At 44.0% G+C, this 15,986-nt stretch carries 18 protein-coding genes; 8 read left to right on the plus strand and 10 right to left on the minus strand.

The window, feature by feature from the left end; translation table 11 throughout:
* Position 1 precedes the first annotated feature (1 nt).
* On the plus strand, positions 2 to 241 hold the full coding sequence (locus ACVA54_RS06790) for a YdcH family protein (RefSeq protein WP_099080421.1): 240 nt from the start codon (positions 2 to 4) through the stop codon (positions 239 to 241).
* 101 nt (positions 242 to 342) lie between these two features.
* Here the strand turns inward: ACVA54_RS06790 and ACVA54_RS06795 are convergent, their stop codons facing one another.
* Positions 343 to 996, minus strand: a complete 654-nt coding sequence (locus ACVA54_RS06795) for a cupin domain-containing protein (RefSeq protein ID WP_446579368.1) — start codon at positions 994 to 996, stop codon at positions 343 to 345.
* Positions 997 to 1,279: 283 nt separating this feature from the next.
* Here ACVA54_RS06795 and ACVA54_RS06800 point away from each other — a divergent pair, with 283 nt between their 5' ends.
* Positions 1,280 to 1,999 (plus strand): beta-ketoacyl-ACP reductase, encoded by a 720-nt coding sequence (locus tag ACVA54_RS06800; protein ID WP_099080419.1) that lies wholly within the window; start codon positions 1,280 to 1,282, stop codon positions 1,997 to 1,999.
* 67 nt (positions 2,000 to 2,066) lie between these two features.
* Here the strand turns inward: ACVA54_RS06800 and ACVA54_RS06805 are convergent, their stop codons facing one another.
* On the minus strand, positions 2,067 to 2,600 hold the full coding sequence (locus tag ACVA54_RS06805) for a dihydrofolate reductase family protein (protein WP_099080418.1): 534 nt from the start codon (positions 2,598 to 2,600) through the stop codon (positions 2,067 to 2,069).
* Between the two features lie 99 nt (positions 2,601 to 2,699).
* Between ACVA54_RS06805 and ACVA54_RS06810 the strand changes: the two genes are divergently transcribed.
* Both ACVA54_RS06810 and yghU read left to right on the plus strand, forming a co-directional pair.
* Positions 2,700 to 3,266, plus strand: coding sequence for a TetR/AcrR family transcriptional regulator (locus ACVA54_RS06810; protein ID WP_099080417.1), 567 nt, complete (start codon positions 2,700 to 2,702; stop codon positions 3,264 to 3,266).
* Between the two features lie 235 nt (positions 3,267 to 3,501).
* Entirely contained in the window at positions 3,502 to 4,362 is an 861-nt protein-coding gene (gene yghU / locus ACVA54_RS06815; RefSeq protein ID WP_099080416.1) for a glutathione-dependent disulfide-bond oxidoreductase, read from the plus strand.
* A 64-nt stretch (positions 4,363 to 4,426) separates the two neighbouring features.
* On the opposite strand, the gene ACVA54_RS06820 is transcribed toward yghU, so the two are convergent.
* Positions 4,427 to 6,037 (minus strand): BCCT family transporter, encoded by a 1,611-nt coding sequence (locus ACVA54_RS06820; protein ID WP_446649483.1) that lies wholly within the window; start codon positions 6,035 to 6,037, stop codon positions 4,427 to 4,429.
* A 441-nt stretch (positions 6,038 to 6,478) separates the two neighbouring features.
* On the opposite strand from ACVA54_RS06820, the gene ACVA54_RS06825 reads away from it, so the two are divergent.
* Both ACVA54_RS06825 and ACVA54_RS06830 read left to right on the plus strand, forming a co-directional pair.
* A complete protein-coding gene (locus ACVA54_RS06825; RefSeq protein WP_446596408.1) occupies positions 6,479 to 7,648 on the plus strand; it encodes a serine hydrolase in 1,170 nt (389 codons plus the stop codon).
* Positions 7,649 to 7,742: 94 nt separating this feature from the next.
* A complete protein-coding gene (locus ACVA54_RS06830; protein ID WP_099080414.1) occupies positions 7,743 to 8,147 on the plus strand; it encodes an SPOR domain-containing protein in 405 nt (134 codons plus the stop codon).
* Between the two features lie 54 nt (positions 8,148 to 8,201).
* Here the strand turns inward: ACVA54_RS06830 and ACVA54_RS06835 are convergent, their stop codons facing one another.
* Positions 8,202 to 8,675 (minus strand): peroxiredoxin, encoded by a 474-nt coding sequence (locus ACVA54_RS06835; RefSeq protein WP_099080413.1) that lies wholly within the window; start codon positions 8,673 to 8,675, stop codon positions 8,202 to 8,204.
* Between the two features lie 794 nt (positions 8,676 to 9,469).
* Between ACVA54_RS06835 and ACVA54_RS06840 the strand changes: the two genes are divergently transcribed.
* The gene (locus tag ACVA54_RS06840; RefSeq protein WP_259343773.1) at positions 9,470 to 9,727 is read left to right on the plus strand and encodes a LysR family transcriptional regulator; all 258 of its coding nucleotides are present in this window, start codon (positions 9,470 to 9,472) and stop codon (positions 9,725 to 9,727) included.
* 119 nt (positions 9,728 to 9,846) lie between these two features.
* Here ACVA54_RS06840 and ACVA54_RS06845 read toward each other — a convergent pair whose 3' ends face one another.
* The 6 genes from ACVA54_RS06845 to ACVA54_RS06870 form a co-directional block, all read right to left on the minus strand.
* Entirely contained in the window at positions 9,847 to 9,987 is a 141-nt protein-coding gene (locus ACVA54_RS06845) for an adenosine deaminase (RefSeq protein ID WP_099080412.1), read from the minus strand.
* 57 nt (positions 9,988 to 10,044) lie between these two features.
* Complete coding sequence (locus tag ACVA54_RS06850; RefSeq protein ID WP_446649484.1) at positions 10,045 to 10,254, minus strand: hypothetical protein; 210 nt, start codon at positions 10,252 to 10,254, stop codon at positions 10,045 to 10,047.
* 237 nt (positions 10,255 to 10,491) lie between these two features.
* Positions 10,492 to 10,704 carry a transcription antiterminator/RNA stability regulator CspE gene (gene cspE / locus ACVA54_RS06855; protein WP_099080410.1) on the minus strand — a complete coding sequence of 71 codons (213 nt, stop codon included), beginning with the start codon at positions 10,702 to 10,704 and terminating at the stop codon, positions 10,492 to 10,494.
* 239 nt (positions 10,705 to 10,943) lie between these two features.
* A complete protein-coding gene (locus tag ACVA54_RS06860; protein WP_099080409.1) occupies positions 10,944 to 11,789 on the minus strand; it encodes a patatin-like phospholipase family protein in 846 nt (281 codons plus the stop codon).
* 480 nt (positions 11,790 to 12,269) lie between these two features.
* On the minus strand, positions 12,270 to 12,605 hold the full coding sequence (locus ACVA54_RS06865; RefSeq protein WP_099080408.1) for a hypothetical protein: 336 nt from the start codon (positions 12,603 to 12,605) through the stop codon (positions 12,270 to 12,272).
* Positions 12,606 to 12,971: 366 nt separating this feature from the next.
* Positions 12,972 to 13,397 (minus strand): universal stress protein, encoded by a 426-nt coding sequence (locus tag ACVA54_RS06870; protein WP_099080406.1) that lies wholly within the window; start codon positions 13,395 to 13,397, stop codon positions 12,972 to 12,974.
* Positions 13,398 to 13,682: 285 nt separating this feature from the next.
* On the opposite strand from ACVA54_RS06870, the gene ACVA54_RS06875 reads away from it, so the two are divergent.
* Positions 13,683 to 15,839 (plus strand): prolyl oligopeptidase family serine peptidase, encoded by a 2,157-nt coding sequence (locus ACVA54_RS06875; RefSeq protein ID WP_099080405.1) that lies wholly within the window; start codon positions 13,683 to 13,685, stop codon positions 15,837 to 15,839.
* The last annotated feature ends 147 nt before the right edge of the window (positions 15,840 to 15,986 follow it).

Raw genomic sequence — 15,986 nt, forward strand, 5'->3', positions numbered from 1 at the left:
TATGTTAGGCGAAAATCACTCATTAACTCATGAATTCCCAGAGCACTTAGATACCATCAATCAATTAGTAGCAAGTGACGCCTCATTTGCTGAAACGGCAAAAAACTACAATGCGCTAGATAAGGAGATAAGGGAACTAGAATTACGCGGAAATCCTATTGATGACAATGAAATGAATACGCTTAAACACAACAGAGCGGAACTTAAAGATTGGCTGCATTCTAAAATCATGAGTGCATAGCAGAGCCCTTGATATTACAGATAGCGGCTCGGCCATCGAGCCGCTTGCCCCTCTTCTTTATATCTCTTCACTCCGTTGTATTTCTCTCTACATCTCTATTTTTAATCTATCGGAAGATGTCCCGTTTTTACCCAAATGACGGTTTCCTGTTCGACAAATGGAAAGTGTTCACTCATATGTGGGCTACGAAGCCAAGTGTGTTTTGGATAGGTGCCAAATTCATCCTTGAACGCCCCGGAAAGTACCAATATTTCTTCTCCACCAAAGTGTCGATGAGGTTGAAAACGCTCTCCTTTGGGCCATTTGACTAACGCAACATGCTCATGCTCAACGTTGTGTAAAGGCAGCACTTTTAGATTCCCTATGCCAGGCAGCCATTCTGCAGCTGTGGTGTTGATGCGCACGGTTTTAAGGTCGCTGGGAGCAAACTGATTCAGCTTGACCAGAATAACGCAACCTTCTTTACTAAACGGAGCGTGGTGGCTTCCGGGCGGATTGCGAAGGTAGGTGCCAGCAGGGTAGTCCCCCTTTTCATCTGAAAAGACACCCTCAAGAACCAGGATCTCTTCGCCGAGCGGATGAAAATGCGTGGTGAAAGCGGAGTTCGCTTCGTATTTCACTATGCTAGTAGTATGGCCGGATTCTTTTGACTCCCTCTCTAGCGGCTTTCGCCAGACTCCAGAGGCTGGACTACTTACCCACTCTTCATTCCCTGTATTGATAACGATGCGCTGAGAAAAATCCATATTTAGCATGATCAGGCTCCAGTAATGTTGAGAGGCTTTGGAGGACCGTTGTCACTTGACTAACGTTTAAGTTTTTCTGTTGAAATTTCTTACCCAAGTTTGACTAGGAAGAACAGTAACATAGGTCTGATAATACCAAATTGACATTTATCGACCTTGATTAGTTCTCTACTGCCTTCCAGAATATTCCTATTGTTGCATTATAAGAATATCAAACTACGTATGGAAAATCGCCAACTTGCCATGCGTTGAATAAAGCAATTTTTTAATCTGTACACTTAAGGAAGGCCAAATGAAACAAGAAAAAGTAGCAGTCGTTACTGGTGCGGCTCGTGGTATCGGTCAGGCAATTTGTGAACAACTTATTGAGGACGGTTTCCATGTCGTTGGGCTAGATATTTCTCCGATAGACTGGAGCGACTCTGAACAACTATCTCATTATCAAGTAAACCTGTGTGATGCAAAGGCAGTGAATGAAGTCGTGGGTAGTATTATTAGTCAACATCAATCTATTGATGTTTTGGTCAATAATGCTGGAATCACGCGTGATGCGTTGCTACCAGACATGCTAGAGCAAGACTGGGATAGCGTTATCGATGTGAACCTAAAAGCCGTGTTTTTGCTGACTCAGTGCGTTGCGCCTGTCATGTTAGAGCAAGGGAGCGGAAGTGTGGTCAATATAGCATCTATCGTTGGTACTGACGGTAACATTGGGCAGAGTAATTACGGTGCGAGTAAAGGCGGTGTGATCGCCATGAGCAAAGGTTGGGCGAAAGAACTCGCCAGAAAAGGGGCGCAAATACGCGTGAACTGTGTCGCTCCCGGTTTTATCTCTACCGATATGACAAGAAGTTTACCGGAGAAAGTCATTCAAATGATGGAAGGGAAAACCCCATTAGGGCGAATGGGGTCGGTTCAGGATATTGCTAATGGCGTATCTTTCCTAGCTTCCGATAAGAGTGCCTACATCACGGGTCAAGTGCTCAAGATTGATGGCGGTTTAGTGCTTTAAATAGTGAAATATAGCTCAATTAATAGACGCCCTTCACTTTGATGGGCGTTTTCCTGTGGTAATTAGCCTACCTTTTACGCACGTAAGTCGTTTGCACCAACGTATCTAACACGATTTCGCTCTTGGTGACTTTAAAGTTCAATGGTTGCTCCAGTTTGCCGAACAAGGGAGCGCCGCCGCCAAGTAGGATAGGGAAGCGGGTTATCACTATTTCATCGATAAGATCTTCTTTTAGGAAGTTCTGAATCGTCACACCTCCGTCGATGTATAATTCTTTAAAGCCTTTTGCATTCAAATCAGCAAGCACGTCTTTTAGCTCGCCCTTTACTAAAAAGACTTTGTCTTCGTAGCCCTGTGGCACTGTTGTCATGGTGTTACTGAGTACGAAGACAGGTTTGCGGTAAGGCCAGTCGCAATCAAAACTCAGTACCACATCTAAGGTATTGCGCCCCATGACTAAGCCATCAATACGTTCCATCAAAGCGAAAAATCCGGTATCGACGTGGTCTGGATTTGGTACGGAATATAGCCAGTCGAGTTTACCTTGTTTATCTGCGATGTAACCGTCCAGACTGGTCGCAATAAATACGATGTTTGCCATGAGTACCTCATCTAATGGGTTGTGCTTGAGCCAAGCTAAAGGTTAGTTTAAAATTAATTCTACAAAGTAGAATATTGGCGAGTTTATCGGGAAGATCAAATGTCTGTCAACGAAAAGAAGCGCGGAAGACCGACCGCAAAGCAGTCACTGTTAAGCGCAGAAAGTATTTTAGAGTCGGCTAAGTTATTGATGAAAAGGGATGGAAAGGTGCCAAGCATCCGCTCGTTGGCAATGCAATTGAATGTGGATCCTATGGCGATCTATCACTATTTCAAAAATAAGAATGCGTTGCTTGAAGCGCTCACCACATCGCTGGTGGAAGCCATTTATCGGCCCCAAGCGAGTGAAGATTGGCAAAGCGGCCTTAAAAGCCTGTGTGTTAGTTATATTAACCTGTTGCGTGAGTACAACGGGCTGTTGCAAACCATATTGAGTATGACATCCCATGGTCCGGCGCAAGTGTTCGCTGAGCGTTATCAATGGATTGTTGAGCCTTTGGGTTTATCTCGGCAAGTGGAGAAAGACAGTTTGGATCTATTGGCGGATTACCTGCACGGCTTTGCACTGTCGATCAGTTGTTGTCATGATGCAAGTTTGATTAAAACCGAGATGATGGATGGGCCGCTGAACTTGATTTGTTCATCACTATTGGTATCAAGAACCTAGCTCATGTTAACGCTCTGAATCCTGCGTCTTGAAGTCACTCGGGTATATATCCTGAAAGAAATTCCCATAACCAAAGGTTCTAACTAAAAGAGATTGCAGGACTTTTAATTGGCGAATTCGACCTAATATCTTGAGTAGGCTTTATCGCATGTGGCGATGGGGACATCTGATTATGCTTACTGGCGCGATTAGGATGTCAGTTGGAAGATGCATTCAAACACAATAAGGGATAACAATGACTAACGAATACATTCCACCAAAAGTTTGGACAAACGATAACGAAAACGGCGGCCAGTGGGCGAGCATCAACCGTCCAGATTCAGGTGCAAGGCATGAACAAGCGCTCCCAGTTGGTGAGCACCCGTTCCAGCTTTACTCAATGGGCACACCAAACGGTCAGAAAGTAACGATCATGTTTGAGGAGCTTTTGGCGGCAGGCGTAACAGAAGCAGAATACGACGCATACTTGATCAAGATTGGCGATGGCGACCAGTTTGGTTCTGGCTTTGTGTCCGTCAACCCGAACTCGAAGATCCCAGCGCTGGTTGACCGCTCGGGTGATGAGCCAGTAAACGTGTTTGAGTCTGGCAATATCTTGTTCTACCTAGCGGAGAAGTTTGGTCACTTCCTACCAAAAGAAGGCGCACAGCGTGCTGAAGTAATGAACTGGTTATTTTGGTTACAAGGTTCTGCGCCATACCTTGGCGGTGGTTTTGGTCATTTCTACGCGTACGCACCAGAGAAATTCGAGTACCCAATTAACCGCTTTACGATGGAAGCAAAACGTCAGCTAGACGTACTGGATAAGCGCCTTGCGGGCAATGAATTTCTAGGTGGTGACAAGTACAGTATTGCAGACATCGCAACTTGGCCTTGGTACGGAAATTTGGTGCTAGGGCGTTTGTACGATTCAGCAGAGTTTTTGGACGTCGTGAGCTATAAGAATGTCGTGCGTTGGGCGAAAGCGATTGATGAACGTGAAGCCGTTAAGCGTGGCCATATTGTAAACCGAACATGGGGAGAGGAGTGGGAACAAGCAGCGGAACGTCACAGCGCTGCGGACATCGACACCGTACTTGCAAAAAAGCCCGACTAGTTAATGCGTTAGGCTAGATAACAAAACGAGCGCTCGAACGGCGCTCGTTTAGATTTTTTAGTAGTTAGCGAGCCACTGCGTGTTTTGCGGCTGTATCTTGATAAGCTGGCAGCTCTGACCTTAAGCCCTTAATGAGGCTCACACACATCACCAATAGTACTAGCGTAAACGGCAATCCCGTTGCGACCACGCCTGATTGCAACGCTTGCAGCGCTTCTTTACCACCAATCCAAAGCATCACCGCTGCGATCGACCCCTCGATACAAGCCCAGAAGATACGTTGTGGTACAGGAGCATCAATCTTACCGCCAGCCGTAATGCTATCAATGACCAGAGAACCAGAGTCTGAAGAGGTGATAAAGAACACCAAAATGAGAACAATGGACAATACAGAGATGATCGAGCTGTAAGGCAGGGCATCATAAACATGGAATAGAGTCAGGGAAATATCAGTTAGGCCATGTGCACCTAATTCACCGACCTTGTTCACTACTTGGTCTAGTGCAATACCACCGAATACGGACATCCAAACCAGCGTCACGACGGTAGGGATAACGATAACGGCGAAAATAAACTCACGGACGGTACGCCCCTTAGATACTCGCGCAATGAACATGCCAACGAATGGCGACCACGATACCCACCATGCCCAGTAGAAAACGGTCCAGCCATGCATCCAGTCCGTATCTTCTCGACCATGTGGGTTACTTAGCGCAACAATATTTTGAGCATAAGCCACTGTGCTATCCCAAATAGAAGCCACGGCAACGTCGAAACTAATGAAAATAACGAATGCCAGTAGGGCAAAAGCCACAATCATATTGATGTTACTCAGTAGCTTAACACCACCGTCGATACCACGAATGACCGATAGCACGGCAATAAAGGTGACAAAAGCGATGACAATGATTTGCATACCAATGCCACCCTCTAAACCAAATACGTGATTAATACCGCTAGTCGCTTGTTGCGCGCCTAAGCCGAGTGACGTGGCGAGACCAAATAATGTCGACAGTACTGCCAAAATATCAATGATGTGACCTAACCATCCCCAAGCTCTATCACCAAATAAAGGATAAAACGCTGAGCGTAATGACAGTGGTAGTCCCTTATTATATGCGAAGAAGGCAAGAGAAAGTGCAACAATGGCGTAAATGGCCCAGCCGTGGATGCCCCAATGGAACATGGTCGCGCCCATCGCGAGTGATTTTGCTTCATCACTGTACGCCTCGGCGTTGAGTGGGGTGCCGAACCAGTTGGTAAAGTACGCGGTTGGCTCTGCAACGCTCCAGAAAAGGAGACCAATTCCCATACCTGCTGCAAACAGCATCGAAAGCCAAGAAATGGTTGAATGTTCAGCGCGCGCCTCTTTACCTCCAATTCTGATTTTACCAAGCGGAGAAAATAGAATGGCGATAGCGAATAAGATGAAGAAGTTTGTTGACCATATAAAGAACAGATCAAAGTCTGCGATGATGCCGTTTTTCAAGCCGTTCAAGGCTTCACGAGCAGTGGCGGGATCAACAATAAGAAGAGAAATAAGGCAAAGGATCACAAGGCCTGCGCTAATCCCAAAGACTGGGTTGTGGATATCAAACCCCCACTTTTGTACGTTGTCTTGGCCAACCTGATAATCGGTAGTTTCGATACTATATTTTTTGAGTGCATTATCCATAAATACAACATGTACGCTTTTTAATGTGTCTTTCTTGTGCAAGAAAAACACTAAAACCGCCCTCCGTTTGTTTTGAGTTCTAATTAAAAATGTGACGGAATGATAATGTTTTATGTAACGATATGCAAATAATGAGCGTTTTGTGCGGTATTTTATGTGTGAGTGCGCAATGGTAATCGTTTGATGTGTAATTTTTTTTGGTTTGGTTCTTGGAGGGGGCACCGTGAACGATGAGGTTACCGACGTGTAATCGTATATTGATGTTCAAACTCTTTTGTTGTTGCAGTTTCTGAGCGAAGGATTTTTTTATAAGTAATTTTCAATCAACTTCGCATTCTTTTCGACAAAGATCGAGTAAACGTAACCAATCGTAACAGAGCTGCTGTAACTGAACAGCGTTTCAATATACTCGTCTTAGTTTGTAAGCCAAAGAATGCTGCTATGAAAAAAAATTTAGTATTTAATGCGTCGTTAGTCACAGCCCTGACGACCATCTCCACTCCTCTTTTTGCTGCTCCGACCGTGGTACCAAATGCGCCAGAGTTAAGCTCACGTGGCTATGTATTAATGGATTATCACACCGGTACGGTGTTGGTAGAACGTGATGCGGATAAGCGTCTCAACCCTGCAAGCTTGACCAAGTTGATGACAGCTTATGTCGCAGGCCAAGAGATGAAATCTGGCAGCATCAGTCTGGATGATGAAGTGGTGATCAGCCGCAATGCATGGGCGAAGAACTTCCCTGATTCTTCGAAAATGTTCATTGAAGTGGGGACGTCTGTCTCTCTATCTGAACTTTATCGTGGGTTGGTGGTGCAATCGGGTAACGATGCCAGTGTGGCGATTGCCGAGCACGTTGCAGGCAGCGAGGTGGGTTTTGTCGGCTTAATGAATAGCTGGGCGAACCAACTTGGTTTGTCGAACTCGGCGTTTACCAATCCGCACGGCTTAGACAGTGATGGTCTGTATTCAACCCCTCGTGATATTGCGACGTTAGGCCGTGCAATCATTCGTGACTTGCCCGATATTTATCCAATGTACAGTGAAACGTCGTTTACTTATAACGGAATCACGCAATACAACCGCAACGGATTGTTACGCGATCGCAGTATGAATGTCGATGGCATGAAGACAGGTTACACCAGCGGTGCAGGTTACAGCTTAGCTACCTCAGCGACGAATGGTGACATGCGATTAGTTGCTGTTGTTATGGGCGCAAAGAGCCCCAGTGTTCGTGAATCAGAGAGCAAACAGCTGTTGAGTTACGGTTTCCGTTTCTTCGATACAGTCGTGCCAACCAAAGCGGGTAAAAAAATGGCCTCGGCTCGTGTATGGATGGGGGATCAAGACGAGCTGAAAGTCGGCGTTGAACGCGATGTTTATCTCACTTTGCCAAAAGGTGACGTGAACAAGCTAGAAGCCGAACTGGAGTACAACAGTGACTTAATCGCGCCCATTCAAAAAGACCAAGTGGTTGGTAAAGTGGTGTACAAAGTGGGCGATGATGTTGTGAAAGAGACCGAACTTGTGGCACTTGAGCCAGTAGAAGAGGGCGGTATCTTTAAACGCTTGGTGGACTGGGTTAAACGCTTGGTACTAAGTTGGTTCTAATCACTCGACAAATTTAGTCAGGCGGCCAAAACGGTCGCCTTTTTATTTTGAGAACTCATAAAGAGATACATTCAGAATAATAACGGAGTGACACGTGTATAAGATTCTATCTTTGACATTAGCTTTTACGCTTGTAGGGTGTACCTTGCCTCAACAGCAGGCTGACAGCGGACAGTGCGTAGGGGTGATGTCATCGCAAGATGCTTACGGCTACCTAAACCCGAGCCACTACACCATGCAAGTACTGGCGTTAAAGCAAGAGAAAGATGTGAAAGAGTACATTCGCTACATCGATCCGAAGCATCCAGTTTGGGTGAACTGGAAAAACAGCCGAGGCACTCGTTGGTACACGGTGACCGTTGGTGACTTCAGAACCAAGCAAGACGCATACGATGCGTTGTCATCGTTACCAAGTCGCGTAAAGCAGTCGGCCCCATTTGTACTCAGTTTTGCTGAATTACAAAGTAAGCAAGAGACCAGCGTAGTGAGAATGCGTTAACTCAGAAACAAAAAACGGAAGCTGAAAAGCTTCCGATTGAATTAAGTTATTGATTTATAGTAATGCGAGGATGGTTTCTGCATTGCTCACTTCAAACGTTTGTGGTGCTTCGACGTTTAAATTCGTGACGACGCCGTTGTCGATGAGCATGGCGTAACGCTGTGAACGTATGCCACCAAAACCTCCGGTATCCATCTCTAAGCCAAGTGCTTTAGTAAAGCTCGCATCCCCGTCGCCCAACATCATTATTTCATTTGCGTTTTGTGCTTCTCCCCAAGCTTGCATCACAAAGGCATCGTTGACAGAAACGCAAGCAATTAGGTCGACGCCTTTGGCTTTTAGCTGGTCTGCCAAGACGACATACCCAGGTAAATGGGCTTCAGAACACGTTGGCGTGAATGCGCCCGGTACCGCAAACAGGACAACCTTTTTGTTGGCAAAAAGTTCGCTCACTTGATGGTTCACCATGCCATCCGTCGTCAGTTCACTAAGAGTTGCAGCAGGCAGTGTTTGGCCTTGTTTAATCATGATTATCTTCCTTTTGTGTATGCTTTGTTCCGCTCACTCAGTCTAGCGCCAAAATCAACATGATCAAAATGTACGGAATCATAACGTCTTACATGGACTATTCCTCAGTGGCTTTGGCTGGTGTCTGGGGCTGTGTTTGTGGTGACAGAAGGCTATTGCGAATGATGTTACTTAGTGAGTGGCTAATGTGTTCCCAGTTAGTGAACGCGATGATGAGTGCCAATATCCACCATGCTTTGTGAAGAAAAAGGCCACAAAGTGATAAAGCAAACACCAGGTGAATATGGGAACTTCTCTACTCTTGCGCTTGATGAACTGCGACTTCATGGATCTACCATAGCAAATAGAGTATGAAAATGGCGAGCGCTATAGTGACTGAAAATAGGTAACCGCTGAAGTATTCGGAATTTAAAATCACCATCATGGTGCCGTTAGGGGGGGAACAAGTTCATATCAATGTTTTTTAAATGGTAGTGCCAGTGGGGGCGAGTAGATAAGCACCGAAAAGCATAAACAAAGAGAGCTTTATTGGCACCATCAAGATCGCATATATCACGCGACCTATGGCTTTTATGACGTTCATAGTTATCCCTTTTGTCGATGTTAAGAGGGTAAACGTTGAGCGGGTGATTATTGTTTCTAGTTCGTCATCACATTCGCAAAATAGTATAAAAACCTCTATAAGTTGGTTTATATATAATTTAAGTTAAACTTATTTTAGTGGTTATTTTTCTTGGTTAACATTAAGTATGAAGCACTCAGATTACAGTTTAATCCCCACGTTTGTCGCGATAATGGAAGAGAGAAATTGCACCAAAGCGGCGTTACGGTTAGTCGTAAGCCAGTCAGCGGTAAGCCAAGCTGTGGTAAGACTAAGGGAGGTGTTTAGTGATGCGTTATTTTTTGTGAGAGTCACGGTGTTGCGCCAACGGTTTTTGCTCAAATCGACCCGACGCTCGCGAGTGCTGTGGAAAATATCGCGTACATGCAGCCAGAGCACTCAAGGTTTGAGTCGCTGGAATGCAATAAACGCTTTGTCATTTCTTCTTTGAGTGGGTTGGCTTAAAGTTAATTGTGCATTACTCATTGTGAACTGAGAAGGGGTGGCGATACCTTGCACATCGATATTTAGCTGAGAGGAATAAAGAACAGAAAATGGAGGGTTCGCTTATTAGAGTTCAAACAATTTATCAAATGCTCTTTGCTCCATGATATCTTCAATTTTTCGGCGTGTTTGTTGTTTTAAAATTGCTTCGCTTTGCTCAGATTCTTTCTTTTCCTGTGCTACCTGTTTTTTACTTTTTCTAGCCATTTGAGTACCTTTTAAATTTGCTGTATTTCAATACTATATTAATGCATTAAAATGGATTTACTTGATAGTAAAACTTCCTAACTTTGAACCCGAGTCACACAGTATGTTACCTGAGTGAGTTTTCTCACAATATTTAAAATCAATGAGATAGCAAGCAGATTGAAGTTTTCTTAGTATGTGTCGTCTTAAAATATCACTATTGAGTTGGTGTATTTTGGCACACCAAGAAATATTCGGCTTTGTTAAATTGAATTCAATCTCTAACATTTAATTTCCTGTTTCTTGGATATTTTTTCTTTGTTCAATAATTGAAACCAGTGTTTTTGACGACTTGTTCTTTTAGACATAATCTTTCCTAAAAATAATTTAATAAATATATAGCACCTAACTTATTGTAGGCAGCATTAAGCCAAGCAAAAATGTTTGCTTAGTGTTGGTTGTGAGACATTTTGAAGGGGAGAGAGTTTGGTGCCGCATGGACATGCCGCACCAAGAAAAGCGATATTATAGAGGGGTAACTTCAGTCGCTTGAGGACCTTTTTTACCATCTTCTACGTTAAAGCTTACTTTCTGACCTTCAGTCAACGTTTTGAAACCGTCAGCAACGATAGCGTTGAAGTGTACGAATACATCTTGACCGCCATTGTCTTGAGAAAGAAAACCGAAACCTTTAGTTTCGTTGAACCATTTTACTGAACCAGTTACTTTACCAGACATAAAAACCTCTGAATTTAAACAAAAATATATGAATTATGATGGTTCTTTTTTAAGCTATTGAATGTGCAATCAAGAGGAAGTTTTACGCAGGTGTCTGAATTGAGTGATTCAGGGGGGTACTGAGAGGGAACTTAAACTAAATGTAGCATTAACAGCTCTTTTCTAAGAGCCAGAGCGCACTATACAGGGTGTTTAAAAAATAGCTACAATTATTTTAAATTATATTTAACTAACTTTAATTAGTTATTCCACCGAGCGATGGCGTCTCTTCCAGCGATAATACCTAGCTTATAGGCATCATGCAATGGTTCAGGAGAACGACTGAGGCGTTTAAGCCTAAAAGTCTCTGGAGGACAAACTTGAATGATCTCTACGCCCACAGGGGGATTCTGAATAAGTTGTAAGGACTGGTTGTAGCGAATATGGCGAGTGAGCATTGGCTCAATTAACGCTGGCGTATCTTTTAACATGCGTTTAGTGAGAGCATTAAACTTGCTTTTTGATTTACGATAACTGGCTGGACGGCTTCGGAGGATCATGATTTTAGTTGCACCTCTTTTAATGGCTTCTGCAATTGGAATGGCATCTGTAACTCCCCCATCGACGTATTTTGTCTTGCCTAATGTGACGCCGTTACGGTAAAGAATCGGCAGTGCACTGCTTGCTTTCATCGTTTCAGCCAGCATATCGATTGTGGGAGTATGATACTCGGCTTGTCCGTTATCTTGGCGAGTCACACCAAGGAAGAAAGGCCGAGGGTCTGCAGCGAGAGTGGTATGATCAATACCAAGCTCATTTAGTGTGATTTCCCATATCCAGTCCAAATCCATCATATCTCCGCCACGCAGCAATTGAGTTGGTGAGATGAATTCTTTGCGTAAGCTGTAATCGAGATAAATCTTCAGATTTCTGCCTGGCATTTTAGCTAGGTAAGCCGCTAGATTACTGGCTCCAGCAGATACTCCCCAAAAACTGTCGAATGGAGAAAAATTTTCGGTTAGAAAACGATCGAGTATGCCGCATGAAAATACGCCGCGCATTGCGCCACCTTCAACAATCAGTGCATGAGGGCCTACCAGTTTCATCCGATCCTTCCGTTAACTATCCTTTTATTGGGAAAGTAGCTTAATAGATCTGAGCCAATTTAGGGAAGAGGAAATCGAACGATGGTCATCATAATGTGGCGTGGGAACGCTTTTGAGCTTTGCTGAGGGGGAAATAGTAAAAAAGCAGAGCACCGAAATGCTCTACTTTTTAGAATTATAAGCTTGATATAAATTGCGTTATTGGCAGTTGTGTAAAGGCGTAGGTGATGCCAACACAGAATGCCGCTCCGGTGACTCCGGCGCCGGCCGTTGTTGCAAGTAAGAGAAGAGTTATTTTAGGCATTTAAGAATAAACGCCTTCTCGTAGATTGGGTAAACGAACCCATTGGCTTCCTGATAGAGCTTGAAGCCGTATCCAAATGCCGCGTTATATATTTTTTCATCCCCAAACCCTCAACTTGTTATCATTAGCAGAGTAAACAGTACAGTACCAATAGTGCTTATTTATCAGGTTTATCATCAATGTGAGAAATACACAAACATTACCCATAACGCGGTTAACGCAAGTAATGGCGTGAACACTTTTTGAATTGATGCGCCATCGGTTAAATCGTAAATCACGATCGATTCGTTGTAGAACGAGCGTTTGAATGAACCAAAGCTAATTTCATTTTTTACATCAGATTTCTCGTAATGTTTACGTGCCGAATCTGCCATTTGAGACTCAAGGTCTTGCATTTCATATTCTTTGTTAAAAAACGCATCCCACGCAGAAAGGCGAGCAATAGTTTTTGGCGAACGGTTGCCTTTTAGCTTTTCTACACGTTTTGAGTAAGCAGCTTGATATTTATCCACGATAAATTCCTACATGAATAGACTGTTGTGTAGAACAAAGCGTTAAATGTTCTACTCAGTGGTTGTAAAAGTGAAAACTGGAAAAAAATGGAACTTTTACTTTTGTAGGTCATGGACTACTTAGAAGTGCGGCATTTGATTATTAAAGAGCATAAAAAGGAATCTCATTCCTTCATGCGGCGAATGATATGGTCAGCTCTTGGATGCGACAAACAAAATAAATTGGTCAACATAACAAGCAACGTTTGTTGCGCTGAAGTTGGGTGAACAGAATAGGGGTTATTTTTAGAGGAAGTTTAGGGGAGTGGAACGAAATGCGCGGCTTAATTTAAAAGCCGCCCTGCAGTAGACGGCTTTCTTGTCGATTTAATCGTGAATCGGCACGACTAAAATATCTACCGGGCATTTATTGATGAGATGTCTTGAGTAAGAAATAATTTTGCTCCAGAAGTCGTGGTGGTGCCCACAAATGAGCAAATCGACTTCTTCTTCTTTGATGGTGATTTCAAGTTTATCCGCTAAGTCACCAGTCCCAACCAAAAAACGTTTAAGTGGGTGATCTATGTAGTCACCGAAGCTTCTCAAGCACTCCATTGAATGTTCGCTTAGCGGTCTGTTGTCAGGGTATTTTACGATGTCGACTAGCTCTGGATAAATCTCGCCGTGTGTACCGTCAATGTGAATAAATGAAATCTCGGAACCGAGATAGTTTGCCATTGAAACAGCTCTATCGATCAACACAGTACTCTCATCAGACAGTTCCAGTGCGACAAGAATATGTTTGTATTTCATAGCCACGCCCTTACGTACATTGCATTTATCTTAAGCATAGTATGGCTTCAGAAAAAAATGTGCCGAGAAGAGCTCGAAACTGCTTAAAGTTTTGTCAAATTATCATGTTACATTGCATAGAGAGAGTCTTTCGGACGTACTCATTTCGCGGGGACTAGTGCGCAATGAAAATAACCGCTTGTTTCTTTCTTAGTTGAATGAGTTGGAACCATGCCCCCAATCTGTAGTACAGTTTGTAAGATGCATGATGCGTTACAGAAGACCTTAAAAAAGAAATGGAAGTCTATGAAAAATAAAACCTTAGCACTGTTTACTGCCGTTACGATGACGGGCGTCTCATCCACTGTGCTTGCAGAAGATGCAACGCAACAGTTGGTTGAACATGTGCATGAAATGGCACTGAAGTATCCAATGACCAAAAAAGTTAATGTGGTTGATGAGTACTTTGGCACCAACGTGAGCGATCCGTACCGCTGGCTAGAAGATGACCGCAGCAAAGAGACCTCTGATTGGGTAAAAGCCCAAAATCAAGTGACATTTGATTACCTAGAGCAAGTGCCATATCGCAAGCTGATTGAAGCGCGCCTAACCAAGTTGATGGATTACGAAAAACTAGGACGACCATTTAAAGAAGGCAAATACACCTACTTCTATAAGAACGATGGTTTACAGAATCAGGACGTCCTTTATCGTCAATTCGGCAATGGTGAGCCTGACGTTTTTCTCGATCCCAACACCTTTAGCGAAGATGGCACCACCTCATTGGCAAATGTGAGCTTCACCAAAGATGGATCTCTAGTGGCGTACAGTATTTCAGAGGGGGGCAGCGACTGGCGAAAAGTGATCGTTCTCAATACGGAAACTAAGCAGCCCGTGGGTGAGACGCTAGTAGACATTAAATTCAGTGGTGTGAACTGGCTAGGTAACAATGGTTTCTACTATTCGAGTTACGACAAACCTGAGGGAAGTGAGCTGTCAGCGAAAACGGATCAGCACAAACTTTATTACCACAAACTGGGTACCAAGCAGAGTGAAGATAAGCTTATCTTCGGTGGTAAAGAGTCAGAGAAACACAGATACATTCGCGGCTATACCTCTGATGATCAACGATATTTGTTTATTTCAGCAAGTACTTCAACTTCGGGTAATAAGCTGTTCTTTAAAGATCTGACTAAGCCAGACAGTGCGCTGCAAACCATTGTGGATAATACCGAATCTGACACTTGGGTAATTGATAACAAAGGTACCACATTGTATTTGGTGACCAACCTCGATGCGCCTAATAAACGGGTCGTGACGGTGGATGCGAGTAACCCACAACCGAACCATTGGAACGACTTAATTCCAGAAACAGACAATGTGCTTAAACCATCGACCGCGGGTGGCACTTTGTTTGCGAGCTATATCGTGGATGCGTTATCCATGGTCAAACAATACGATATGAGCGGTAAGCTCATTCGAGAAATCAAACTGCCAGACATCGGCAGTGCTTACGGCTTTTGGGGTAAGAAAGAGGATGCAGAAGTCTATTACACTTTCACCAACTACAAGACGCCTAGCACCACCTATCGCCTAGGCATAGAAAACGGAGACAGCACGATCTACCACAAATCCGATGCGCCATTCAAACCAGAACAATTTGAATCTCAGCAAGTGTTCTACAAATCCAAAGATGGCACTAGGATTCCGATGATCATTACCTATAAGAAGGGGACGCCAATAGACGGCACAGCTCCGACTATCTTGTATGGTTATGGTGGTTTTAATGTCAGCTTAACGCCTTACTTCAGCCCAAGCCGAGCGGCGTGGCTAGAGCTCGGTGGCATTTATGCGGTAGCCAACATTCGTGGCGGCGGCGAGTATGGCAAAGAGTGGCACAACGCTGGTACAAAGATGCACAAGCAAAATGTGTTCGATGACTTTATTGCAGCAGCAGAATTCCTTATCGATAAAGATTACACATCTAAGGGAAAGCTGGCGATCAATGGCGGTTCGAACGGTGGTTTGCTTGTTGGAGCCGTAATGACGCAACGTCCAGAACTGTTTAAAGTGGCACTGCCAGCGGTAGGTGTATTGGATATGTTGCGCTACCACACTTTCACTGCTGGTGCTGGGTGGGCGTATGACTACGGCACCTCGGAACAGAGCAAAGAAATGTTCCAATATCTGAAAGATTACTCACCTGTGCATAATGTGAAACCTGGTGTTGAGTATCCAGCAACGATGGTCACCACAGGCGATCATGACGATCGCGTGGTTCCGGCACATTCCTACAAGTTTGCTGCCGAGTTGCAATCAAAACAGGCGGGTACTAACCCAACACTGATCCGTATTGAAACCAATGCTGGCCATGGTGCGGGGACCCCAACGAGTAAAATTATTGAAAAAACTGCCGATGTATACAGCTTTACGCTCTTTAATATGGGCGTCGAAAAACTGTAACCGTACCTTTCCCTTCTCAAACGCAGCTTATCGGGCTGCGTTTTTGTTTTGAAATCGAAGCTCTATGAACATTGAGCTGCCAGTTATTCTCCTTTGAACCCACCTTCATTTTTCATGGGGCAATATATAAGGCATTAGGCAAAATTA

This window comes from Vibrio sp. PNB23_22_6 (assembly GCF_052877535.1).